At 69.4% G+C, this 24,714-nt stretch carries 20 protein-coding genes and 1 pseudogene; 7 read left to right on the plus strand and 14 right to left on the minus strand.

Translation table 11 applies throughout. The features are described from left to right. From ON21_RS28120 to clpB, 4 genes are all read right to left on the minus strand, one after another. Positions 1–801, minus strand: an 801-nt coding sequence (locus ON21_RS28120; protein ID WP_063821146.1) for an SDR family NAD(P)-dependent oxidoreductase, incomplete at its 3' end; no start/stop codon positions are given. Positions 802–856: 55 nt separating this feature from the next. Then, the gene (locus ON21_RS28125) at positions 857–1,843 is read right to left on the minus strand and encodes a TtfA family protein (protein WP_306307719.1); all 987 of its coding nucleotides are present in this window, start codon (positions 1,841–1,843) and stop codon (positions 857–859) included. A gap of 80 nt (positions 1,844–1,923) precedes the next feature. Beyond that, positions 1,924–2,721 carry a DUF5666 domain-containing protein gene (locus ON21_RS28130; RefSeq protein ID WP_039802760.1) on the minus strand — a complete coding sequence of 266 codons (798 nt, stop codon included), beginning with the start codon at positions 2,719–2,721 and terminating at the stop codon, positions 1,924–1,926. Positions 2,722–2,912: 191 nt separating this feature from the next. After that, positions 2,913–5,468: an ATP-dependent chaperone ClpB gene (gene clpB / locus ON21_RS28135; RefSeq protein ID WP_039802763.1), complete on the minus strand. Its 2,556-nt coding sequence runs from the start codon at positions 5,466–5,468 to the stop codon at positions 2,913–2,915. A gap of 334 nt (positions 5,469–5,802) precedes the next feature. On the opposite strand from clpB, the gene ON21_RS28140 reads away from it, so the two are divergent. From ON21_RS28140 to ON21_RS28155, 4 genes are all read left to right on the plus strand, one after another. Beyond that, on the plus strand, positions 5,803–6,738 hold the full coding sequence (locus ON21_RS28140) for an NADP-dependent oxidoreductase (protein ID WP_039802765.1): 936 nt from the start codon (positions 5,803–5,805) through the stop codon (positions 6,736–6,738). Between the two features lie 5 nt (positions 6,739–6,743). Then, a complete protein-coding gene (locus ON21_RS28145) occupies positions 6,744–7,628 on the plus strand; it encodes an LLM class flavin-dependent oxidoreductase (protein ID WP_039802767.1) in 885 nt (294 codons plus the stop codon). Between the two features lie 238 nt (positions 7,629–7,866). Next, on the plus strand, positions 7,867–9,024 hold the full coding sequence (locus ON21_RS28150; protein ID WP_039802769.1) for an FAD-binding oxidoreductase: 1,158 nt from the start codon (positions 7,867–7,869) through the stop codon (positions 9,022–9,024). Between the two features lie 28 nt (positions 9,025–9,052). Continuing rightward, positions 9,053–9,814, plus strand: a complete 762-nt coding sequence (locus ON21_RS28155) for an FAD-binding oxidoreductase (protein WP_039802771.1) — start codon at positions 9,053–9,055, stop codon at positions 9,812–9,814. Positions 9,815–9,992: 178 nt separating this feature from the next. Here the strand turns inward: ON21_RS28155 and ON21_RS28160 are convergent, their stop codons facing one another. The 6 genes from ON21_RS28160 to ON21_RS28185 form a co-directional block, all read right to left on the minus strand. Further along, positions 9,993–11,162, minus strand: coding sequence for an FAD-binding oxidoreductase (locus ON21_RS28160; protein ID WP_039802773.1), 1,170 nt, complete (start codon positions 11,160–11,162; stop codon positions 9,993–9,995). A gap of 531 nt (positions 11,163–11,693) precedes the next feature. Further along, positions 11,694–12,113, minus strand: coding sequence for a heat shock protein transcriptional repressor HspR (locus tag ON21_RS28165; RefSeq protein WP_051021424.1), 420 nt, complete (start codon positions 12,111–12,113; stop codon positions 11,694–11,696). Continuing rightward, complete coding sequence (dnaJ, locus tag ON21_RS28170; protein WP_039802776.1) at positions 12,113–13,273, minus strand: molecular chaperone DnaJ; 1,161 nt, start codon at positions 13,271–13,273, stop codon at positions 12,113–12,115. The genes ON21_RS28165 and dnaJ overlap by 1 nt, the downstream gene beginning before the upstream one ends. A gap of 24 nt (positions 13,274–13,297) precedes the next feature. Continuing rightward, positions 13,298–13,957, minus strand: coding sequence for a nucleotide exchange factor GrpE (gene grpE, locus ON21_RS28175; protein ID WP_039802778.1), 660 nt, complete (start codon positions 13,955–13,957; stop codon positions 13,298–13,300). Beyond that, entirely contained in the window at positions 13,954–15,801 is a 1,848-nt protein-coding gene (gene dnaK, locus ON21_RS28180; RefSeq protein WP_039802780.1) for a molecular chaperone DnaK, read from the minus strand. The genes grpE and dnaK overlap by 4 nt, the downstream gene beginning before the upstream one ends. 310 nt (positions 15,802–16,111) lie before the next feature. Then, on the minus strand, positions 16,112–16,582 hold the full coding sequence (locus tag ON21_RS28185) for a MarR family winged helix-turn-helix transcriptional regulator (RefSeq protein WP_039802782.1): 471 nt from the start codon (positions 16,580–16,582) through the stop codon (positions 16,112–16,114). Positions 16,583–16,693: 111 nt separating this feature from the next. On the opposite strand from ON21_RS28185, the gene ON21_RS28190 reads away from it, so the two are divergent. The 3 genes from ON21_RS28190 to ON21_RS28200 all read left to right on the plus strand — a co-directional run bounded on the left by ON21_RS28190 (position 16,694) and on the right by ON21_RS28200 (position 20,000). Further along, positions 16,694–18,397 carry an MFS transporter gene (locus ON21_RS28190; protein WP_051021425.1) on the plus strand — a complete coding sequence of 568 codons (1,704 nt, stop codon included), beginning with the start codon at positions 16,694–16,696 and terminating at the stop codon, positions 18,395–18,397. A gap of 5 nt (positions 18,398–18,402) precedes the next feature. After that, a complete protein-coding gene (locus ON21_RS28195; protein ID WP_039802796.1) occupies positions 18,403–18,711 on the plus strand; it encodes a hypothetical protein in 309 nt (102 codons plus the stop codon). A gap of 125 nt (positions 18,712–18,836) precedes the next feature. Next, entirely contained in the window at positions 18,837–20,000 is a 1,164-nt protein-coding gene (locus tag ON21_RS28200; RefSeq protein WP_039802784.1) for a zinc-binding dehydrogenase, read from the plus strand. 10 nt (positions 20,001–20,010) lie between these two features. On the opposite strand, the gene ON21_RS28205 is transcribed toward ON21_RS28200, so the two are convergent. The 4 genes and pseudogenes from ON21_RS28205 to ON21_RS28220 all read right to left on the minus strand — a co-directional run. After that, a complete protein-coding gene (locus ON21_RS28205) occupies positions 20,011–20,655 on the minus strand; it encodes an HhH-GDP family DNA glycosylase (protein WP_039802786.1) in 645 nt (214 codons plus the stop codon). Positions 20,656–20,775: 120 nt separating this feature from the next. After that, positions 20,776–22,329: a dynamin family protein gene (locus ON21_RS28210; protein WP_245562766.1), complete on the minus strand. Its 1,554-nt coding sequence runs from the start codon at positions 22,327–22,329 to the stop codon at positions 20,776–20,778. Continuing rightward, positions 22,326–24,188, minus strand: coding sequence for a dynamin family protein (locus ON21_RS28215; protein ID WP_039802788.1), 1,863 nt, complete (start codon positions 24,186–24,188; stop codon positions 22,326–22,328). The genes ON21_RS28210 and ON21_RS28215 overlap by 4 nt, the downstream gene beginning before the upstream one ends. A gap of 37 nt (positions 24,189–24,225) precedes the next feature. Beyond that, positions 24,226–24,714, minus strand: a pseudogene (locus tag ON21_RS28220) (IniB N-terminal domain-containing protein); the annotation flags it as partial.

The raw sequence follows: 24,714 nt of genomic DNA on the forward strand, positions 1-24,714 counted from the left end.
ATTCCTTCCGCGTGCGTCGAACAACCCGCGATTGAGCCGGGCCCCCAGGGTTCGCGGGATCATTCCGGCGACGGTGGTGAGCGTTTTGTACTGCATGCCGGGCACGCTGAGCACCCGGCCCTTCTCCAGATCACGCAGTGAGCCGGCGACTACCTGCTCGACGCTCAGCCACAACGCTTTCGGCAGCGAGGGCATCTCGATGCCTGCTCGCTGGTGGAATTCCGTGCGGACGAATCCCGGGCACAGAGCTTGGACCCGGACTCCGGTCCCGGCCAATCCGCCTGCCAACCCTTCCGTGAAGGATACGACGTACGCCTTGGACGCCGAGTACGTCGACCCTCGTCCGGGAATCAGGCCCGCCACGCTGGCCACGTTGACGACGCAGCCGTTGGCCGCCGCGATCATCGGCGGCAGCGCGGCCCTGGTGAGCCGCACCACCGAGGTGACATTGACGTCCAATTGCGCCTGCAACTGCTCGGGCGACACCGTCCAGAACTCCCCGGCGTGCGCGAAACCCGCATTGTTGATCAGGAACTCGACGCCCTCGGCCAGCCGGGCCGCGACCCGCTCGCGGTCCTCGGCCCTGGCCAGGTCGGCGACGATCAGCTCCGAGCGGGTGGCGAAGCGGCGCTCCACCTCGGCCGCGAGGGCGGTGAGGCGCTGCTCGTCCCGGGCGACCAGCACGAGGTCGTAGCCGAGCGAGGCCAGCCGGGTCGCGTAACCGCGGCCGATACCCGAGGTCGGTCCGGTGATCAAAGCCACCGGGCGGGTGGCGCCGGGCAGCCGGGGATGGTCGGTCATGACGGCGCGGTCGATCGCAGTCGCTCGGGTCCGACCGCGGTGGGCGCGCGGCCGATCACTTCGGCACGGGTCCCTGGTAGGGGCGGAAGCCGGGGTGGAACGGTCCGCCGGGCGGGTCGGCGGGCCGCTGCCGCGACTCGGAATCGGTCCGGCCCTCGGCGGCGCGCTCGTCGCGCTGCTCACGCGGCCGGGGCTCCTCGTCCTCGCGCACGCGGGCGCGGGTGTTCGGCACGACCGCCAGCGACGGGCGGCGCGCCGGTTCCGATCCCCGCTCCTCGGCTCGCTCGCCGGCGTGGGAGTCGTCCTCGGACCGTTGGTCGCCATCGGGACGGTCGCCCGCCTCGTCCTCGGCGTCGCGAACGTTCTCGGCCCGTTGCCGCTCGCGGGGGCGGGGGCGGCCCGGCTCGTGTCCGCCTTCGTCGAAGCGCGGCTCGCTGACCGGCGGCAGCACGTGCAGCAGACCGGACAGCCGCAGCACCGCGTCGATCGCGCCTTCCCAGTCCTTCGGGGTGGTCCCGACCAGCAGCATGCCCAGCGTCCAGTTGCCCTCGCTCCAGAGCATCTGCACGGTGTCCGGAAGGTTCTCGATGAAGGCGACCATGCGCTGATCGACTGCGTGCCTGGCGATTTCGGGATTGGTCGCGAACACCACGCGATCACCGATGGCGCCGAGCAGTTCCAGATCGTGGTCCTTGGGCGGGGCGGCCGTCTTCAGCCGCATGTCCACGTCGATGTCCGAACCGATCTGGCGGCGGACCGCGACCAGCGTCGCGGAGTCCTCCAGGTCGAACAGCACGAACTTCTCACCCTTGCGGATGCCGGAGACCACGTCGACCGCGGAGAGATAGCCCAGTTTGGTCAGCGCGCCACGCCGCCAGGTGGACGGCAGCGCGGGTTCCACGGACACGTAGGTATAGCCCTGCGACTTCGCCCAGACCTGTCGCGCGTGACCGGTCCGCTGACGCTGGAGCCGATCGAAATACAGCAGTACGATCGCGCCCACGAGCGCGATCGCCGCCAACCCGAACCACATTGCCGTCATCGACGCCTAGCCTAATGGTCCCGGCCGGACATGGTCCGTCATTACCCCCGGCGCTTCGCGCGGGCCGCGCCCGGCGCGGCTCATCGCCCGCCGCCGGGCAGCGACGTACCGATGATGACCTTGGCCTGGATCGAGCCGTCCGCGGCCTTGTCGCCCTGGATCAGCACCAGCTCACCGGTGGCCAGATCGGAGACTTTCGTGCCGGACAACGCGATCACCTGCGTGTTCGCGTCCGTGCGCACCGTGATGGTGTTGCCCATCACCGAACTCACCGTCAGGGTGCCCCCGTCGTTGGCGGTGATGGTGCCCATGGTCGCGCCGAGTCCGTCGACATCGCCGAGGCCGGGCACGCTGGGCAGCCCGCTCGGCGGGGTCGGCTGCGCGTTCCTGGTCCCGGGAGCCGGCCTCGTGGTGACCCGCGCGGTCGAGGCCGCCGCGGTATCGGCCGAGCCGGAATCGTTCGCGCCCAGCAGCACGCCCGCGAACACCCCGATCGCACCGATCAGCAACACGATGCCGAGGCCGAGCGCGATCCACAGACCGGTGTTGCGCCGCGGTGGCTGCGGTGGTCCGGGCGGCGGTCCACCACCGGGCGGCATCGCGCCGCCGGGCGGACCGGCCGCACCCGCAGCGGTGTCCGGATAGGAGGCCCACTGGGAGTCATAGGCCGGGAACTCGCGGGTCGCGTTCGCTCCAGGCGGCCCCCACGCTCCGTACTGCTCCGTCGGGGGGTACACCGACGGGGCGCCGGTGCCGTACGCGTCGGGGTACTCCGTGGTGTGCGCGGGGCCCCCGTACCCGGACTTGCCCGGCGGACCCAGGTGTTCGGTCGGCGCATCCTCCGGCCGCTGTCCCCAGGGATCGTTCGGGTTGGTCATGTCTTCCAGCGTAGGGCTTGTTCGGTCGCGCGCACCCGCACCGCATGGACCGGTGCGCCTCCGGCCGAACCCGCGTCCCTCCGGCAATACCTAGCGGCAATCGCTTCCGCGTCAATGAAACGTTCTGGCGCGCACGAGGTTACGGAGGACGGGCAAGCGGCCCCGCACGCGCGAGGCCGCTTGTTCGCTCGTCACCTGCCGACGATCAGGCCGTCTCCATCGGGACTGACGGACACCTTGACGCTGTCGCCGTCGGTGACCTCGCCGGCGAGCAGTTCCTTGGCGAGGGAGTCGCCGATGGCCTGCTGGATCAGCCTGCGCAACGGGCGCGCGCCGTAGGCGGGGTCGTAGCCGCGCACCGCGAGCCAGAACCGCGCCGAATCGCTGACCTCCAGCTTCAGCCTGCGCTGTGCCAGCCGCTTCTGCAGCTGCTCGAGCTGGATGTCGACGATCTGCTCCAGCTGCTCCTCGTCGAGGGCGTGGAACATGACCACGTCGTCGAGGCGGTTGAGGAACTCCGGCTTGAAGGCCGAACGCACCGCGTTCATGACGAATTGCTGGTCACCGCCCGCACCCAGGTTCGAGGTGAGGATGAGGATGGTGTTGCGGAAGTCCACCGTGCGACCTTGGCTGTCGGTGAGCCTGCCCTCGTCGAGCACTTGGAGCAGGATGTCGAACACGTCCGGGTGCGCCTTCTCGATCTCGTCGAACAGCACCACCGTGTAGGGCCTGCGCCGCACCGCCTCGGTGAGCTGACCGCCCTGGTCGTAGCCGACGTAGCCGGGCGGGGCGCCGACCAGCCGAGCCACCGAGTGCTTCTCGCTGTACTCGCTCATGTCGATGCGGACCATGGCGCGCTCGTCGTCGAACAGGAAGTCCGCCAACGCTTTCGCCAGCTCGGTCTTACCGACGCCGGTGGGGCCGACGAACATGAACGAGCCGGTGGGGCGGTTCGGATCGGCGACACCCGCGCGCGCCCGGCGCACCGCGTCGGACACCGCCTGCACCGCCTCGGGCTGACCGACCACGCGGCGACCCAGCTCATCCTCCATGCGCAGCAGCTTCTGGGTTTCCCCTTCCAGCATCCGGCCCACCGGGATGCCGGTCCAGGAGGACACCACCTCGGCGATGTCGTCCGGGCCGACCTCTTCCTTGAGCATGACCTCGCCGTCGCCCGCCGTCGCTGAGGTCTGCTCGGCCTGGGCGAGCTGCTTCTCCAGCGCGGGGATCCGGCCGTAGCGCAGTTCGGCCGCCTTGCCCAGGTCGCCGTCGCGCTCGGCGCGTTCGGATTCGCCGCGCAGGGCTTCCAGTTCCTCCTTGAGCGTGCGCACCTGGTCGATCGCGCTCTTCTCGTTCTGCCACCGGGTGGTCAGCTGGTTGAGCTTCTCCCGGTCGTCGGCGAGTTCGGCGCGCAGTTTCTCCAGCCGCTGCTTGGACGCCTCGTCGGTCTCCTTGGCGAGAGCGACCTCCTCGATCTCCAGGCGGCGCACCGCGCGCTCCACCTCGTCGATCTCCACCGGACGGGAGTCGATCTCCATGCGCAACCGCGAGGCCGACTCGTCGACCAGGTCGATCGCCTTGTCCGGCAGGAAGCGGGAGGTGATGTAGCGGTCCGACAGCGTGGCCGCGGCGACCAGCGCGGAGTCGGTGATGCGCACGCCGTGGTGCACCTCGTAGCGCTCCTTGATGCCGCGCAGGATGCCGATGGTGTCCTCCACCGACGGCTCGCCGACCAGCACCTGCTGGAAGCGCCGCTCCAAGGCGGCGTCCTTCTCGATGTGCTGGCGGTACTCCTCCAGCGTGGTCGCGCCGACCAGTCGCAGCTCGCCACGGGCCAGCATCGGCTTGATCATGTTGCCCGCGTCCATCGCCGATTCACCCGTGGCGCCCGCGCCGACGATGGTGTGCAGCTCGTCGATGAACGTGATGATCTGGCCCGCGCTGTTCTTGATGTCCTCCAGCACGGCCTTGAGCCGTTCCTCGAATTCGCCGCGGTACTTGGCGCCCGCGACCATCGCGCCGAGATCCAGCGCCACGACGGACTTGCCGCGCAGCGACTCCGGAACGTCGCCCGCCACGATGCGCTGGGCGAGTCCCTCGACGATGGCCGTCTTGCCGACGCCCGGCTCGCCGATCAGCACCGGGTTGTTCTTGGTGCGACGGCTCAGGACCTGCACCACCCGGCGGATCTCGGTGTCCCGGCCGATCACCGGGTCGAGCTTGCCGTGCCGCGCGGCGTCGGTGAGGTCGGTGGAGTACTTCTCCAGCGCCTGGTAGCTGCCCTCCGGATCGGGGCTGGTCACCCTGGCGCTGCCGCGTACCGCGGTGAACGCCGCACGCAGCGCGTCGGCGGTGGCGCCGTACTTGGTGAGCAGCATGGTCACGTCGGAGTCGCCTTCGGCGAGGCCGACCATCACGTGCTCGGTGGAAACGTATTCGTCGCCGAGCTCGGTGGCCAGCCGCTGCGCCGCGGTGATCGCGGCGAGCGCCTCGCGACCCAGCTGCGGTGTGGTGGTGGCGCCGGTTGCCCGCGGCAGCCGGTCCACGATGTCCTGCGCCTCGCCTCGCACGGCCGCCGGGTCCGTTCCGACGGCCTTCAGCAAGGGGGCGGCGATGCCGTCGGTCTGATCCAGCAACGCCACCAGCAAGTGCGCCGGACGAATCTCCGGGTTGCCCGCGGCGGAGGCCGCCTGCAAGGCGGCGGTCAGTGCCGCCTGAGTCTTGGTGGTGGGATTGAACGAGTCCACGAGTCACCTTCCTACTAGTCGAGTCGATTCGCACGGCGCCGAGCGTGATCGCTCGACCGAAGCCCATCGCCTCGTCCCGCTCCGCCTTCGACCCGGCGCCGTCTTACCCGTCCAACGTCCGAAAGGTTGAGTCTGTTCCGCTCAAGTTTAGATTTTTCGCGGCGCCGCTCCGATACCGCCGGATCGTGTCGAACGCTACGCCCCGACGCCGGCGAACGCGACGCTCCGTGACACCGCCGATGCGATGATTGCGCACGTCGGCGACCTTCGGATGCCTACGATGACCTCGGCCAGTTGTTGCAGCACTCTTCACCCCGACTCGAGGAGCGAATGGATGCGCGCGATCGTGGTACGGAAGTTCGGAGCGACGCCGGAACTGGCCGAGATGCCGATGCCGGAGCCAGGGCCGGGATCCGTGCGGGTCCAACTCCAGGCGGCCGGGGTGAATCCGTTCGACCGCAAGGTGGCCTCCGGGATCCTGGACGGCAAACTGCCGCACGACTTTCCGCTGATCCTCGGAGTGGACGGAGCGGGAACTGTCGCCACGGTCGGCGCGGGCGTCAGCCGATTCGCGGTCGGCGACCGAGTGGTCGGCAAGTTCCTCACACCGCCGGTGGGCCACGGCAGCTTCGCCGAGTACGCGGTGCTCCCCGAGGACGGCACGCTGGTGCCGATCCCACCCGGCGTGCCCACCGCCGCGGCCGCCGCGCTGCCGACGGCCGGGGTGACCGCGCAGGACCTCGTGGACGCCACCCACATCCAACCGGGCCAGACCGTGCTGATCGTGGGCGCGACCGGCGGCGTCGGCTCCTTTCTGGTGCAACTGGCCAATATGGCGGGCGCGCACGTCATCGCCACGGCGCGCGGTGGCTCCGCCGATCAGATGACCCGGCTGGGCGCGGCCGAGACGGTGGACTACACCACGGGGCCGGTGCGCGACCAGGTCGCCGCCGCGCATCCGGACGGCATCGACGTCCTGTTCGACCTGGTTAGCCCGCCCGAGGCGCTGGCGGAGCTGACCGCGCTGGTCCGCGACGGCGGCACGGTCTACTCCACCATCTTCGCCGCCGACGAGGAGGCGTTGCGCGCACGATCGCTCCGCGGCGGCAACATCGAATCCAAGGGCAGCGCACCGGAACTGGCCCGCCTGATCCAGCGCGTCGCCGCCGGTGACGTGGTCGTGCCGATCGACACGACCGTCCCGCTCGCGGAGGGGCCCGCGGTCATCGGAGCGCCCGGCGCACGCGGCAAGACCGTGCTCGCCATCTGAGCCGGATGAGCAGCCGACCGCCCCAATTCGGCCTGTTCCTGATCCCCGAGGCCGACGACTTCCGCGGACTCGCCGAGCTGAGCGGGTACGCCGACGTGTCCGGGCTCGACCTGATCGGCATCCAGGACCATCCCTACCAGCGCCGTTTCCTGGACACCTGGACACTGATCACCGCTCTCGCCGCGCGGACCGAGCGGATCACCTTCTTCCCCGACGTGGCGAACCTGCCGCTGCGCCATCCCGCGTTGCTCGCGAAGTCGGTGGCCTCGCTCGACATCATCAGCGACGGCCGGATCCAGCTCGGCCTCGGCGCGGGCGCGTTCTGGGACGCCGTCGCCGGGATGGGCGGCCCGCGCCGAACCGGCGGCGAGGCGGTGCGCGCCCTGGCCGAGGCGATCGCGGTGATCCGCGCCTTGTGGAGCGACGAGCGCTCGGTCCGGGTGCCAGGAAGCTTCTACTCGCTGGCGGGTGCGCATCCCGGCCCACGCCCCCGCCACCAGCCCGGCATCTGGCTGGGCGCGCGGGGGCCGCGCATGCTCGAGCTCACCGGACGCGCCGCCGACGGCTGGGTGCCGTCCGCCGCGTGGGCGCCACCGGAGTTCCTCGACGAAGCGGGCAAGCGGATCGATGACGCCGCCGCGGCGGCGGACCGGGACCCGCTGGCGGTGCGGCGGGTGTTGAACGTGTCGGGGACCATCACCGCCGACGGGGCCGATCGCGGCTTCCTGGAGGGCCCGCCCGACCGCTGGGTCGACGACCTGCTGGCTCTGCACCGTGACCAGCGGATCGACGGATTCGTCTTCTGGCCTACCGAGGGGGAACCGGTCGAGCAGATCCGTCGTTATACCGAGCAGGTCGTGCCCGCGGTGCGGACCGGCGCGGGCAGTTGACCGGCCGGAACCCGCATCCGCCCCTACCGCATCGACGCGGAAATCCGGCCCGGCCCGCCTGCGGCGCCGGTAGCCGACGGGTCAGCGGCGTCCGCCGTTTGCCCACCGATTACCGTTTGCCCGGGTCTTGCGCCTGATACCCACACGACCATGGCATTTTCGGGGATACTTGTCGGCGGGAGACCGCCGGTAACGGGTATGTCCCCGGGCAGAACTGAGGGAAAGGAAGCTCCACGTCGTGGATGCGCGTTCGGCTGCGCTGGTCCGCGCCAATTTTCGTTCGGTGATCGAGTCGCCGAATGGACCCGAGCGGTTGGTCAGTGCGTTCTACGGACATTTGTTCGCCGAGAACCCACGGCTGCGCGAGTTGTTCCCGCCCGCCATGGAGATGCAGGCCAAGCGGATCGCCACGGCAATCCAGTACGTCCTCGATCACCTGGAGGACTGGGACCGGGCGCAGAAGTTCCTGGAGCAACTCGCCCGCGACCATCGCAAGTACGGCGTGGAGGCCGCGCACTACGACATAGCGGGCCGCGCGCTGCTCGCGGCGTTCCGCGTCTACAACGGCGCGGCCTGGAATCGGAGCCTGGAAGAGGGCTGGCGCGACATCACCATCCTGATCTCCGCGTCCATGGCCATCGGCGCCAACTCCGACAAGTCGCAGCCGGTGTGGGAGGCCACCGTGGTCGGCCATCGCCGCGTGCTGGAGGACTTGGCCATCGTGCGGCTGCAGTCCGACGGGCCGGTGCCCTACCAGGCCGGGCAGTACGTACCGGTCACCATTCCGCAGCGGCCCAAGATGTGGCGCTATTTCTCCCCGGCCATCCCGTCCAACCCGTACGGCGAGATCGAGTTCCACGTGCGCAAGATCCGCGGCGGCTGGGTGAGCCCCGCGATCGTCAACGAGACCAGGGTGGGCGACCGATGGCGGATCGCGGGCCCGCTCGGCGGACTGCACGTCGACCGGGACAGCGGCCGCGACGTGCTCATGATCGGCGCGGGCACCGGCATCGCCCCGCTGCGCGCCCAACTGATCGAGATGGGCCAGCGCGGCATCAACCCGCGGGTGCACTTCTTCATCGGCGGCCGCTATCCCTGCGACCTGTACGACGTGGAGAACATGTGGCAGCTCTCGCAGAGCAACCCGTGGCTGACCATCGTTCCGGTGTGCGAGCAGAAGACCAACCCGTGGTGGTACCCGCATCCACCGCAGGACGCACCGTACGGCATGCACCGGCGCCTGATCGGTAACCTTGGCGCCGTGGTCGCGAGCTTCGGCGCGTGGGAAGACCGGCAGATCCAGATCGCCGGCTCGGCCCGGATGATCGCCGACACCCGGCGCGCGCTCATCGCGGTCGGTACGCCGGAGCAGAACATCAGCTGCGACCCTGTGTAAGAAGGAGGCCCCGTTGGGGGATCCGAGCATGCTCGGCAATGGTCATCAGGCGCCGGAGTGGACTTCGACCGTGGTCGGCCATCATCGCCTACGGCACGATCTCGCGGTGATCCGCCTGATCGGAGAGTTCGTGCCGTTCGCCGCCGGACAGTCGGTCGAAGTGCGGGTGCCGCAGCATCCCGGCGTGCGCCGGAGGCTGTCCCCCGCGCTGCCGCCGTCCCTGGACGGCAAACTGGAGTTCCACGTGCGCACGGTGCCTGGCGGCTGGTGCAGCGCCGCGATCGTCGCCGACACCCAGCCGGGCGACGAGTGGCGGATCGGCGCTCCGGCAGGCGGGTTCTGGGTCGACCCCGACGGCGACGAGGTGGTGATGATCGCGGGCGGTACGGGATTGGCGCCCATGCGCGCCCAGATCCTCGAGCTGGCGCGCAAGCCGTCGCCGCCGCCCACCTACCTCTTCGTAGGGGGGCGTTCCCCCCGCGACCTGTACGCCTCGGACATGCTCTACCTGCTGGCCGCCGAATTGCCCTGGCTCACCGTGATTCCGGTGGTGGAGCACCTGGAGGACCCGAACTGGGTCGACGAGTGGTACGAGCAGTCCCGCGTCGACATCGGCTTCGCACCCGACGACCTGCTCTACGGCACCCTCGCCGACGTCCTCGGCTCGCACGGCGCGTTCCTCGAGCACCAAGTACTCGTCTGCGGCTCCCCGGCCATGGTCCAAACCACCGTCGACCGCCTCCTCGAAACCGGAACCCCGCCGGAGCGAATCCAATTCGAGGGTCTCTGACCGATCAGCAGACCGATACAGCAGCCGTAGCATTGCCACAATCGGATATCCCGAGGCCGCGACAACGGCGAGCCCTGGGAGCGCGGTCATCACCTGACGCAACCACACCAGCTCAACCACCGGTTTCGAGCGAAGCGAGACCGAGCATCCGCCGTTCGCGGCGCCGCAGGCGCTGGAATTAATACAGAGGATCGTGGCGGATGTTCTTCGCCAGGGTTCCGGCTGCCATGAGGCGGAACTTGGTGGTCTGCACCATCGAGGGTGAGCCGACGATCTGTACGTCGCGGTCGGACCAGGCGCCGAAGCCGGCGACGACCTTGCCGATCTGGCCGGTGACCCTGGGTTCCAGGCCCGGCCAGGTGGTGCGCGGCTGCTCCGGTTCGGCGTACCACCAGGGGTTTTCGTCGTGCTCGCTGACCGGCGTGACCGTGAGCCAGCGGTTGGCCATGGCCAGCTTGCTCAAGGTCTCCAGGTCGTAGAGGTCGCACGGGTGGTGGCCGCCGACGAACAGATGCACCTTCGGATTGGTCCGCCGCATCGCCATCGCCATCAACTGCGCGCGCAGCGGCGCGATCCCGGTGCCGCAGCCGACCATCAGCATCTTGCGTTTGGCGTTGCGCGGCACGCCGAGGCCGCCGAGCGGTGAGCCCAGCAGCCATTGGTCGCCGATGGCGGTCCGGCCGACGATCGCCGAACTGACCCAGCCGCCCAGCACGCTGCGGACGTGGAACTCGATCTCACCGTTGGCGTTCGCGGGCACGGCGGGCGAGAGATAGCGCCACATCCGTGGGCGCGACGGGATCTGCACGCTCAAGTACTGACCGGCGGCGTAGCGCATCGGCTGGTCCAGTTGCAGCCGGACGACGACCAAGTTGCGCAGCACCTCCCTGCGTTCGATCACCGTGCCGGTCCACACCGACGGCGTGGTCTCCTGCTCCGCCGCGCCGATCATGGCGTCGGAGATGATCTGCAGGCCCTCGTCCCAGGCCCGGTCCACCTCGTCGGTCCACATCTCGGTGCCGGCGAAGACCTTCACCGCGGTCTTCAGCGCGGTGGTGACGGCGGCGTAGTGCGCGGGCTGCACGCCGTACTTGCGGTGGTCCCTGCCGAGCTGGGCCAGGAAGGGCAGCAGCTTGTCGGGCTCCTCCAATCGGTCCAGCGCATAGGAGATCGCCTTGACCAAGCGGTCGCGCTGGGAGTCCATCGCGGCCGGAAAGAAATCGCGGACGTGCGGGTAGTCGGTGAACAAGATCGCGTAGAACGATCTCGCCAGTTTCTCCGGCCCCCCATCCTCCGCAGCAACCGCCTTGAACGTAGTTCTTATCAAAGCGACAGTGCGTGAATCCATTGGTCTCACAACCCCATTTCGCACTCGTTCACGAACCATGCCGGCGAGTGAGGTGCTGCGGGGCCACTCGACAGCAGCCGATGGCAAGGAGTGTAGGCGAGGTTTGCCAGCAACGGAATCTTTCGAAGGAACATACTGCGCGCTATTTCGTCGAAACGAGACTATCCAGGGCGACACGCCAGAGAAACCGACTGCAAGACCGCAGATTCGGCACAAAGTCAGTCGTGTGCACACCGAATTGGTAAGCCCCGCTTGCGAAATTACGTCCCGACTGGTCTGTTCTAGCGACTTCGGGGCAACATGCCAACCACCCGAGCGAGATCGAAGCGGGCAATCCGAACGGGTTGCGTAAAAAGGTCTACGGTCGAAATGTCCAGTTGATTCGACAACGAAATGAATATGGCTGCACCACTTCCGGAGACCATGTTCTGGTTTACCTTCAGCAAATGTTTGCGACAATGGCCGGAAACGGCGACGGCCCCGGCGCCGGATCGCGATGTGCGACCAAGGCCGGGGCCGTGGTGGTTCCGGTTATCGTCTGCGGTGCCCGTCCTCGCGACGGTGCCGCGGCTGCCAGACCACCAGCGCGGTACTGCGCTGCTGCGGAGCGAGATCCGGACGGTACGCCGCCCGCGTCCGCTCCAGCTCGGCCGACAGGTCCGCGACCTGCTGGCGCAGCTCCTCCACCTGATTGGTCAGTTCGATGATGCGCTTGATGCCCGCCAGGTTGACGCCCTCGTCCTGGGACAGCCGCTGCACCTCGCGCAGCAGCTCCACGTCCCGGGCCGAGTAGCGCCGACCACCGCCCGAAGTACGTTGCGGCGTGACCAGTCCCAGACGGTCATACGTGCGCAGTGTCTGCGCGTGCATGCCGGCCAGCTGGGCCGCCACCGAGATCATGAAGAACTCGGCGCGCGACCCGCCGGACGCGTTCTTCGGTTCCGAGGACATCACGCACCTGCCCATCCCGCACGTGGATCGAAGCCGCTGGCCCGTTCGGCCTCCTGGTAGCGCTTCAGCGCCTCGACGGCGTCGTTGTCCAGCTTCTGCGGGACCGCGACCTTCACCGTCACCAGCAGGTCGCCCGCGCCGCCGCCGCGCTTGGGGACGCCACGGCCGCGCACCCGCAAGGTGCGGCCGTCGGCGGTGCCCGGAGGCACCTTGACGCCGACCCGGCCGTCCAGCGTGGGCACCGAAACGGTTGTGCCGAGGACCAATTCACTGTAACTGACCGGCAGCACCAGGGTCAGGTCGTCGCCGTTGCGGCCGAAGACCTTGTCCTGGCTGACGTGGACGGTGACGTACAGGTCGCCCGAGGGCGCCCCGCGCAGTCCCGCCTCGCCCTGACCGGCCAGCCGGATCCGTTGCCCGTCACCGACTCCAGGAGGAATCCGCACCGTGATGGTGCGCGTGCGGTTCTGGATGCCGCTGCCCTGGCAGTCCAGGCACGGGTCGTCGATGATCGACCCGCTGCCCCGGCACTCGTCGCACGGCTCGCTGAAGCCGAACGCGCCCTGGTTACGGCTGACGATGCCGGTTCCGTTGCAGATCGGGCAGACTCGCGGACTCGTGCCCGGTTTGGCGCCGCTGCCGTGACACGTGGTGCACGGCGACGGGCTCGTCATCCGCAGCGGGACCGTGACGCCCTGGGCCGCCTCCCGGAAGCCGAGCGTCGTCTCGGTCTCCACGTCGGAGCCGCGCCTCGGGCGGCTCGACGTCCGGGTGCCGCCCCGGTTGAACAGACCGCCGAGCAGGTCGCCGAGGCCACCGTCGGCGGCGCCTGCGGCGCCGCCGAAGATGTCGCCGAGGTTGAACTCCTGCGAGAAGCCGCCCCCAGCGCCGCCACCGAAGCCGCCGCGACCGTAGCCGCCACCCGCGAACAGCTTGCGGGTGTCGTCGTACTCCTTACGCTTGGCCGGATCCGACAGCACGGCGTGCGCCTCGCTGACGGTCTTGAACCGCTCCTCGGCTTTGGTGTCACCGGGGTTGGCGTCCGGATGCAAGTCGCGGGCGAGCTTGCGATAGGCCTTCTTGATCTCGTCCTGCGAGGCGCCGGAGGAAACACCCAGCTCCTTGTAGAAGTCCTTTTCGATCCACTCCCGTTGGCTCACCGAGCATCTCCTCCTCTCGCGTCCTTATTGATCGTTCGCGCCGGCATCAACATCCGATGCCTCTTCGGTCGATTGAACAGTGTTTTCCGTCAGATCGGCTACGCCGTCGGTTACCCCGACGAGCGCGTGCCGAAGCACCCTATCGCCGAAGCGATAGCCCTTGCGCATCACGATGCCGATCACCGGGTCGTGGCCGGATCCCTCGTGCTGCACGGCCTCGTGCAGGGTCGGGTCGAAAGGCTCGCCCTCCGAACCGAACTCCTCGAGACCCTGCTTGAGCAGCGCGGCCGACAGCTTGTCGGCCACCGACCGCAGCGGACCGGACTCCAGGTCACCGTGCGCCCGCGCGCGGTCGAGATCGTCGAGCACGCCGAGCAACTCGGTGACCACCGACGCCTTGGCGGAATCGATCGCGGCCTTGCGGTCGCGCTCGACCCGGCGCCGGTAGTTGGCGTACTCCGCGGTCAGCCGCTGCAGGTCGGCGGTGCGCTCGGCGAGCTCGCCGCTGATGGTGTCGGCGAGGGCGTCGCCGTTGTCGGTATCTACGCCCTCATCCACCTGCGGGGCCTGCGCGGCCGCGGCGCCGTTGTCCGCGGCCTGCTGCCTGACGTCGCCGGTCTCCGGATCGATCTTCCGGTTGTCGACGAAGGTGATCGGCTCCTTCTCGGAGTTGGCCTCGGTCACTTCTTCTCCGTGTCGACCGGCTCGTCCACGACCTCGGCGTCCACGACCTGGTCATCCGACGCGGCGCTGGACGCGCCGTCGCCCTGCGCGGCGGCGTCCGCGGCGGAGGCCTCGTAGATGGCCTGGCCGAGAGCCTGCGACTCGGTCGCCAGCTTCTCGACCGCCGCCTTGACCGCGGCGATGTCGGTGCCCTTCAGAGCCTCGTTCGCCTCGGCGATGGCCGCCTCGACCTTGGTCTTGACGTCCGCGGGGACCTTGTCCTCGTTCTCCTTGATGAACTTCTCGGTCTGGTGGACCAGCGACTCTGCCTGGTTGCGGGTCTCCGCCTCCTCGCGACGCGCCTTGTCCTCGGCCGCGTGCGCCTCGGCGTCCTTGATCATCCGATCGATCTCCTCCTTGGACAGGCCGGAGCCGTCCTGGATCTTGATCGTGTTCTCCTTGCCCGTGCCCTTGTCCTTCGCGGTGACGTGCACGATGCCGTTGGCGTCGATGTCGAAGGTGACCTCGATCTGCGGCACGCCGCGCGGGGCCGGCGGGATACCGGTCAGCTCGAAGGAACCGAGCAGCTTGTTGTGCGAGGCGATCTCACGCTCACCCTGGAACACCTGGATCTGCACCGACGGCTGGTTGTCGTCGGCCGTGGTGAAGGTCTCCGAGCGCTTGGTCGGGATGGTGGTGTTGCGCTCGATGAGCTTGGTCATCACGCCGCCCTTGGTCTCGATGCCCAGCGACAGCGGGGTCACGTCGAGCAGCAGGACGTCCTTGACCTCACCCTTGAGCACACCGGCCTGCAGGGCGGCGCCGACGGCGACGACCTCGTCCGGGTTCACGCCCTTGTTGGGCTCTTTGCCACCGGTCAGTTCCTTGACCAGATCGGAGACGGCGGGCATACGGGTGGAACCGCCGACGAGCACCACGTGGTCGATGTCGGACACCTTGATGCCCGCGTCCTTGATCACGGACTGGAACGGCGCGCGGGTGCGGTCGAGCAGGTCCGAGGTGATCTTCTGGAACTCGGCGCGGGTCAGCTGCTCGTCGAGGAACAGCGGGTTCTTGTCCGCGTCGACGGTGATGTAGGGCAGGTTGATCGAGGTGCTCTGCGAGGAGCTCAGCTCGATCTTGGCCTTCTCGGCGGCCTCACGCAGCCGCTGCATGGCCATCTTGTCCTTGGTCAGGTCGATGCCCGAGCTGGCCTTGAACTTGTCGACCAGCCACTGCACGACCCGCTCGTCCCAGTCGTCACCACCGAGGTGGTTGTCGCCGGAGGTGGCGCGGACCTCGACGACGCCCTCGCCGATTTCCAGCAGCGAGACGTCGAAGGTGCCGCCACCGAGGTCGAAGACCAGGATGGTCTGTTCCTTGTCGCCCTTGTCCAAGCCGTAGGCGAGCGCCGCGGCGGTGGGCTCGTTGACGATGCGCAGGACGTTCAGGCCCGCGATCTGGCCTGCTTCCTTCGTGGCCTGCCGCTGGGCGTCCTCGAAGTAGGCGGGCACGGTGATGACCGCGTCGGTGATCTCCTCACCGAGGTAGGACTCCGCGTCGCGCTTCAGCTTCATCAGCACGCGCGCGCTGATCTCCTGGGGGGTGTACTTCTTGCCGTCGATGTCCACCGACCAGTCGGTGCCGATGTGCCGCTTGACGGAGCGAATGGTGCGGTCGACGTTGGTGACTGCCTGGTTCTTGGCCGGCTGGCCGACCAGTACCTCGCCGTTCTTCGCGAACGCGACGATCGACGGGGTGGTGCGCGATCCTTCCGAGTTGGCGACGACGACCGGCTCACCGCCTTCGAGAACGGCGACGACCGAGTTCGTGGTCCCGAGGTCGATTCCGACCGCACGAGCCATAGTGGTTCCTCCTAATTGACGTACCAATGTGTGTCGGTGCCGGGCGAAAACGCCCTTGGCGCCCGCGAAGGACGCCGCGAGACCTCGCCCCTAGCACCTCACGGAGCACGGCCCCAGCAACACTGAGCGTGGTCGGCTCAATCCTGCCCCGCAGGAGTCTCGGAGTCAACCGAAACTTGAGTCTCACGCGCTCAATCTTGTCGAAATGCTCAACGGGTGACTCGCGCGTTTAATTCCCGCACGGCGACATGAAGGTGTGACCTGTCGCACACTTCGGCGAGGGTCAGGGAATGCACCGGGTGACAGGAGTTCAGCGAAGGAGCCCGGGATGGATGCCCGGCTCCAGCCCGTTCGTCGCCGCGAGCCGCTGCAACATTCGCAGCAGCGTGGCGCGCTCGGTCGCGTCGAACTCGCGCAGCAGGTCGGACTCGAGCCCCTCGACGACCCCCTGCGCCCGCGCCAGCAGATCATGCGCCGCGGGCAGCAGGTAGACGGCGTGCGCCCGCCGGTCGGTCGGATGCTTGCGGCGCTCGACCAGGCCGCGCTTCTCCAGCTCGTCGACCAATCCGACCATCACGTTGCGATGGATGCCCAGCGTCTCGCACAGCTGCTGCTGCGACTGGCCATCGTGCTCGCGCAGCACGCGCAACGTGCCGAAATGCCGAGGGCCGATGCCGAGCGGTGCCAACCCGTCGCCGAAGCGGTACGCGGCGTGGAACCCGAGCTGCCCGAGGAGAAAGGCGACATGGTCGGACAGCGGCGTCGGATCGGCTTCGGTCACGCCCCGATCGTAGCATTAACGCACCTTTTATGATTGCCATATTGATTGATAATCACTCGAGGTGCATAGTTTGGGAGTCGGTACTTCCCTCCCATTTCGAAAGAGGCCCGCATGGAACCCGACCTCACTACCCGTCCCCCTACCGATTCCCGCCGCTGGATCGCGTTCGCCGTCGTGCTCGCCGCGGGATTCATGGACTTGCTCGACGTCACCATCGTCAATGTCGCCGTACCGAGCATCCAGGCCGATCTGCATGCCGCGTACTCGGAGATCGAATGGATCGTCGCGGCTTACGTGCTCGCCTTCGCCGCCGTGCTGATCACCGGCGGCAGGCTCGGCGACATCTTCGGCCGCAAGCGGATCTTCCTGATCGGCATGGCAGGCTTCACCCTCGCCTCGGCGGCGTGCGGACTCAGTTCCGATCCGGCCGTGCTGATCGCCTCGCGCTTCGCGCAGGGCGCGATGGCCGGGCTGATGGTGCCGCAGATCCTGGCGATCATCCGCGTCACCTTCGCCGAGCACCAGCGCGCGAAGGCCATCGCGCTCTACAGCGGCGTCGGCGGGTCCGCCTCCGCGGTCGGTCTGTCGCTCGGCGGCCTGCTGGTGCAGTGGGACCTGTTCGGCCTGGATTGGCGGCCGATCTTCCTGGTCAACGTCCCGGTGGGCATTCTCGCGCTTGCCGCCGCCGCGACGGTGATGAAGGAGTCCCGCTCGCCCGCCGCCCCGCGCCTGGACGTGATCGGCATGATCCTCGCCATCGCCGCGGTGCTTCTGCTGGTCTATCCGCTCGCCGAGGGGCGCAGGCTCGACTGGCCCGCATGGACGTTCGTCATGATGGCCGCCTCCGCCGCGACCCTCGGGGTGTTCGTCGCCTACGAGCGGTACCGGGCGCGGACGGTCGGCTCGCCGCTGGTCGACTTGACGTTGTTCCGGTCCCGGCCGTTCGCGATCGGGCTTGGCAGCTGGCTGCTGTTCTGGATCGGCCTCGGCGGCTTCTTCCTGGTGTGGACGCTGTTCATGCAGGCAGGACTCGGCTGGACACCGATGCGAGCGGGGCTGACCGCCGTGTTCTTCGCGGTCGGCGCGGGAATCGGCGCGGGCGTCTCGGTGAGCGTGCTCGCGCCGCGGTTCGGCAGGCGAGTGCTGATCGTCGGCGGCTCGGTCAACGCCGCGGGCTTCGGCCTCTACGGCTGGCTGGCCACGCACTACGGCGCGGGGATCGCTTCGTGGCAGATGGTCTTCCCGCTGATCGTCACCGGGGCCGGATTCGGCATGGTTGTCGCGCCGACCATCGATCTGCTGCTCGGCCAGGTGCCCGCGCGGGAAGCGGGCTCGGCGTCCGGTCTGCTCAATACCGGGCAGCAGCTGGGCACGGCTTTGGGCGTCGCGCTCGTGGGCGTGGTGTTCTTCACCCAGCTCGACCACGATTCGGCGCGCGGGGTCGATGCGGTCGCGCCGGAGGTCCGCGCGGAACTCGCCGCGGCGGGTGTGCCCGAGCAGGCGCGGGACGAGATCCTCGCCAACTTCCGTGCCTGCGTGCGGGATCGATCCGCGCAGGTCGATCCGAGCGCGGTGCCGGACAGTTGCCGGACCACCGGGGAACCGGGCTCCGGCAGCGTCGGCCAGGCGCTCGCCGCGGCCGGAATGCGGGCGAACGCGGTGAACTTCGCCAACACTTTCGAGCGCACCCTCTGGTACGGAATCGGCGTCCTCGCGCTGGTCTGCCTGGGCTTCCTCGCGCTGCCCCGAAGTGCCGAGCTCGAACATCACGAGCTCGGCATCGATGCGACGGATCCGGAACCGGTAGGGGTGTGAGCGAGATGGACCTTTTGATCATCGGCCGCAGCAGGAACACCGTGGACGCCGCCGTCGAGCGGGTTCGGGCCGCCGGGTTCACCGCGCGCGGTGTCACCACCGACGACGAAGCGCTCGCGGCACTCGGCACCGGAGAGTTCGCGCACCTGGTGATCGGCGGCGGGGTGGAGAAGAAGTCGCGGCCCGCGCTGAAGGAGGTCGCCGGACGGCACGGTGTCGCTGTGCACGAAGCTCGGCGTAACGGCCGCGATGTCGCCACCTACCTCGAGCAAGAGGTGTACCCGCGGCTGCGCGGCGCTCGACCGAGCCCATAGCCGAAAGCACCTCGGCCCGTTGAGCCTACGACCGAGCAAGCCACGAGGGCGCCCTGCCGCAGTAGGGTGACGGCAGGGCGCCCCGGCCGGGCTCCCACCGTGCGCCGTCGATCCGAGGAGTCGCCATGAGGGCCGCCGTCGTCACCGCCGCCGAATTCGAGGTCGCGGAGCTGCCTGCGCCCCGGCCCGGTGCGGGTCAGCTGCTGATCGACGTGTCACGCTGCGGCATCTGCGGCTCGGACCTGCACGCACGCACCCACGCCGACGAACTGGCCGACCTGGCCGTGGCCACGGGCTACGAGCACTTCATGCGTTCGGATCAGAGCGTGGTGCTCGGGCACGAATTCAGCGGCACAGTAGTGGATTACGGGCCGGACTGCCGTAAGCGGTGGAAGACGGGGACGCCGGTGGTGTCCCTGCCGATCGTCCGGCACGGCAGGCAGCCGCACCTGGTCGGTCTGTCGGCCGCCGCGCCCGGCGGCTACGCCGAGCAGGTGGTGGTCCAGGAATCGATGACCATGCCGGTGCCCAACGGCCTGTCCGCCGAACATGCCGCGTTGACCGAGCCCATGGCGGTGGCCTGGCATGCCGTGCGAAGGGGCCGGGTGGGCAAGGGACAGACGGCGTTCGTCATCGGCTGCGGGCCGATCGGGCTCGCGGTGATCAGCATGCTGAAAGCCGCTGGCGTGCGCACCGTGGTGGCCAGCGACTTCTCACCGCGCCGACGGGAACTGGCCACCGCGTGCGGCGCCGACGTCGTGGTCGATCCGGCGACCGAATCGCCCTGGACGGCCGCCCCGAAGAAGGGACGGATCAACGGCGTCACCGACATCCTCGGACTCGGCTTCGACACCATGGAACGCCTGCGGCGGGTGCCGAACCTGCCATGGTGGTATGTCTTCCGGCTGGCCCACACGTTGAACGCGGGACCGGCCGGTCCGGTCATCTTCGAATGTGTCGGCGTGCCGGGGATCATCGACCAGATCCTCGCGGCCGCCCCGCCGCTGTCCCGCGTAGTGGTGGTCGGGGTCTGCATGGAGACCGACCGCTTCCATCCGGCGATGGCGATCAACAAGGAGATCGAACTGCGGTTCGTGCTCGGCTACGACCCGGGCGAGTTCCGCGACACCCTGTACCTGCTCGCCGAGGGAAAGGTCGACCCGAGCCCGTTGATCACCGGCACCGTCGGGCTCGACGGCGTCGCGGACGCCTTCACCGCACTCGGCAACCCGGAGCGGCACGCGAAGATCCTGATCGACCCGCGCGGTGCGGGAGCCGCCCCGATCTGAGCGCGCGCGGTCAGGGCGCGGCGGCCAGGACCTCGTCGGCGATCTTCTCGTCCAGCGTCACCCGGACCAGAGCCGCGGCGAGCTCCGCGGTGTGGTGATCCGGCGCGAGCCGCGCCAGCCGGTCGGGATCCTCCGGCAGCTGTACGCGCTTGGCGCCGCGCAAAGCGCGTTCATCGAAGTGCGGCCGGACCCATGTCCAGATGTCCTGGATCTCGCGCAGGAAGATGTGGGCTCCGGTCGGGCCGATTCCGTCGAACTCTTGCAGGAGTTCCGCGGCGCGCTGCGGGTCGTTATCCGCCTTCTTCGCCAGTTCCCGCAGGTCACCGTGGTACCGATCGAGCAAGCGCAAGGCGTTGTGGTGCAGTCGCGTCGCGGTGCTCTCGTCGTAGCGCCGGTAGTTCCCCCGCCCCAGCGCGTCGACCAGCTCCTGCCACTCCGCGTCCGCGACCCGGTGCGGCGTCCGGTAACCGCTGCTGATCAGCTCTCGTGTGGCCCCGATGGCGATCTCCGCGGCGATGCGGGCGCTGAGCAGCTGGGAAAGCATGAGCAACTGGAAGAGCGCGGCCGGTTTGTCATCGAGCGTGATACCCGCTTCCTCGGCGTATCCCGTGCCCGCACGGACGAGCAATTCGTGTACGACGTCCTCTTGGCTCATCGTTGACTCCTCTCGCTACCAGGGCGCATACCCGGGCGCAGGTCGACTACACCGCAGTTCGGGGCGCGGGTCCGACGTCCTCGCAGGTCACCGCGCCGAGGTGGGTGCCGCGGCGGGGAATCATTCCGGCAGCACGCTCAAGGTGCCTTCGGCACTGCGAGCGGCGGTCAGGCAGGCCGTGGCGGTGAACTGGTCGGCGAGCGGGTGACGTGCCCGGGCGCGCCATTTCCGGACCGCGGCCACCGCCTGGGCGCGCTGCGCCGGGAGCGGCGCGTCGAACGGGAGACCCAGGCGTAGATGGGGTGCGATCCCGGAGCCGCCGATGAGGCGGTGCAGTTCGGCGAGATCGTCCGCGGGCAGCGCCAGTTCGTCGGTGCGCAGGCGGCCGAGCAGGCGCAGCTCGGCGAAACCGTGCACGTCCGCGAGCAAGGTGCGCACCCTGGGCAGCAGGCGATCGGCCGAGGTGCCCCGGTAGGCGGTCAGCACCCGAGCCAGCGCGGTCAGCGCGGAATGCGCTTTGAGCTGATCGGCGCGCTGACCGAACTGCACGTCGAGCACCGAGCGCAGTTCGTCCACGCCGCTGCGGCTGGTCAATTCGGCGGCCAGCGTGGCCGAATCGCGCACGCCGAGCCGGATCAGCGTCACCGCCATCCGGATGCCGAACAGCCCGAACCGCTCGGCGAGCTGCGCGCGCAGTTCCGGCGGCACCGGAAGCGGCACGTCGGCGCGCGCGAAACGATCCGCGGAGAGCAACGCGGCGCTCAGTTCGTCGACCGGGACCCGCGCCAGCGTCTCGAACGCCGCGAACTCCTGCTGACGCAGCGTCGCCGCGGCGAACGCGAGCAGCCCGGCGACCGGGATCACCGCCTGGCACAGACCCGTCCGTTCCAATTCTCCGGCGAAACGCGTGGCGACGTCCCGCGCGGAATGCAGCGCATCGATCCGGCCCGCCCCGATCTCGTCGGCCCGCGAGACCACGCCGACGATGCCGAGCGGGCCCGGCGCCCCCGGCCCACCGTTGGCCACGGCGGTTCCGGCGCCCACGCGCTCGAGGAACTGCACGTCCGTCGCATCCAGTCGGCGCAACAGATAGACGACCGCGTCGGCGCCCGGAATTGCGATGCTCTGCTCGGACCGCTCGTCGTCCGCGCCGGGCGTCAGCAGACGCGCGGTGCGCCGCGAGACCTCGCGCGACAGCGACGACGTGCCCGGGGTGTCGATGATGGTGGTGTGCGCCAGCGTCGCGGCAGGCCACTCGACTTCGAGATGGTCGACCTCGCGCGGCGCCGGGGCGTTCCAATTGAGCCGGTCCAGATCGAAGGTCAGCCCGTGCGTCCCGCTGCCACGGCGAACCACGACGTGTGCGCGGGCGCCGTCGGGCGCGTACGCCGTCACACTGGGCGTGGAGCCGTACCGATACCAGGTGACCACCCTGGTGCACTCGGTCGCGTCGGTCGGGGCGATGTCCTGCCCGACAAGCGAATTCAGCAGGGTGGATTTGCCCGCCTTGATGGAACCGGCGAGCGCGACCCGCAGCGGCTGATCCAATCGGCGGGCGCAGTCGGCCAGCAGGGCACGCGGCCGCGGCTCCCCCGCCAGCGCCGCTTGCGCCGCCCCGACCAGCCGATGCGCCTCGGCGACGATTCCCGGCACCGCGCCACCATCACGTCTCACGGGGTTACCGTACCGGCGGGTCCCATCGGTAGGGCGGTCTGCATGGCATCGGCGTATCGGCGCAGTTCGGCGACCACGCGCAGCTGCTGTTCCAGTTGCGCGCCGCGTTCGGCGCGACGGGTGGCGACCATGGACGCCGCCTCCTGCGCGGCCCGCAGCGACTCGTCGATCGAGCGCAGGCTGCGTTCGGCGACGCCCGCGTAGTGGTCGCGCAACGCGCGGTGGATGCGGTGCAGCCGATCCTTCGACTCCTTGCCCGCCTGGAACGCCACATCGTCGACGAAGCGGCGCACCGCCGCCTTCGCCTCGTTGCGCCGCTTGGCCAGCCTGGCCTGCTGGTCGTCGCGGAAGGCCTTGCCGCCGACGATCAATCCCGCGCCGATCGAGATCGGGTTGAGCATGGCGAGCCCGGCGAAGGTGCTGGCCAGCCCGACCATGAGCACGCCGCCGTAGGAGCCGCGCATGCCGACGAGCAGTTTGCTGCCGAAACCGATGTCGGGTTCCAGATCGGCGAGCGTGCCGGTGATGGCGCGGCCGGTGTCGGCGCCGACCCCGGGGCGCACGTCCGGCAGATCGACGGCGCCGAGTTCGGAGAAGTGTTCGGCGACGCGCTCGGCGAGCTGGATCGCGCGCGCGTGGGTCCACAGCAGATTGTCGCCGAGCGCGGTATCGACGGTGCCGGTGAGGTGTTCGGCGATGCGGTCCCAGTGCCGGCCGGGATCGTGTTCGTCGATCCATTCCTCGGTGGTGCGCGCGAGATTGCGCAGGCGGTCGCGCAGGTCGTGGTCGACGTCCCCGGCCAGGTCGGTGATGCCGTCGGCGAGGGTCTGCTGCCAGGCGGCGGTCCTGCGGTGCAGTTCCTCCGCCGCGGAGCGGGCGGATTGCAGCTCGCGCACCGCCGCCGCGCCCTGGGCGGGGTCGCGGACCGCGACCAGCTCACTGCCAAGAGCCAGCGCGAGATGCTCCGCCGCGGAGCGGATGTCGCGGGCCACGGCGGTGCGCGTGGCCAGCTGATCGCGTGCCACCACCTGGTCGCGCAGGAAGGTGTACAGCACGCCGAAGCCGGATTCGACACCCAACTGCGGGTCCTGTAACCGCATCGCGTGGCTGCGCAACAGCGACGACACCGGGATCATCGGCACATCGAGGCGGGCGCGGGTGAGATGGCCCAGATCGGCCTCGTGCACCTGTCGCCAGTGCGGGTACAGATCGGTCTTGGTGAGCAGCACCGCCACCGTCGGGCACAGCTCCCGCACCTGCCGCAGGAACGCCAGCTCGGGTTCGGTGAGCTCGGTCGACGCGTCCGACAGCACCAGCACCGCGTCCGCGGCGGGCACCAGTCCGAGCACGCCCGCCGCGTGGGCGTTGCCGTGCCCGCCGACGCCGGGAGTGTCGATCAGCACGATGCCGTCGGCCAGCAGCGCGTTGGGGATCTGGACCTCTAGCCGCACGATCCGCCGACCCTGCGCGAGCGGGGCGCGCTGGTCGATCGCACCGATCTCCGCGATCGGCACCGCCACCCTGGTCTCCGCGCCGCTGGAATCGCCGTGCGCCGCGAGGACCAACTCCGCACGCGGCTCCGGCCCGTGCGCGAGCAGCATCGGCACCACGGTGGTGGCGTCGTCGCCGACGGGGCAGATGTCCATGTTCAGCAAGGCGTTGACGAAACGGCTCTTGCCCTGGTCGAGCTGCCCGGCGACGACGATGCGCCGCCGCGGGTCGCGGACCCGGTCGGCCGCCACTTCCAGGCGGCCGACCAGATCGTTGCGTCCCGCGGCACGAGCCGCCGCGATGGTTTCACCGAGTACCGACAGCAGCGGTACCGCCGGTGGAGTGGCGTTCGGCGCGGGTGTCCCCATCGCGGTATGGACCTCTTTCCGTATTACCGGGCAACTGTCAGTGCAGGAATGTATCGCCACCCAGCTCGGCGCCCGCCGAACCGCTCAACTCCGTGCCCGCGTGGGTCTCGCCGAACAGGCCCGCGTCGGTCTGGCCGCCGACGGTGCTGTCCAGGCCCGAACCGAACGCGCTCGACACGTCCAGCGAGGACCAGGTGTGCGCGGTCGAGCCGACGCTGCCGCCGAGGCCTGCGCCGGTGTCCACCGCACCGTGCGCCGCACCGCCTGCCGAGCCCGCCAGTCCGGCGCCCGCGTCCGCCGCGCCGCTGACGCTCGACTGCGCCGAACCGCCGAGGCCGCCCGTGGCGTCGAGACCCGAGGACAGCCCGGAGCCCGCGTGCGAACCGACGCCAACACCACTGTCCAGACTCGAACCGAGGTGCGCCCCCGCACTGGTCGCACCCTCGAGACCACTCGACAAACCCGCGCCCACATTGCCCGCAGCACCAAGACCGGTCGACAGGCCTGAACCAGCCGCACCCTCGAT

Origin of the sequence: Nocardia araoensis NBRC 100135, assembly GCF_000308435.1 — a bacterium.
GTDB lineage: Bacteria > Actinomycetota > Actinomycetes > Mycobacteriales > Mycobacteriaceae > Nocardia > Nocardia araoensis.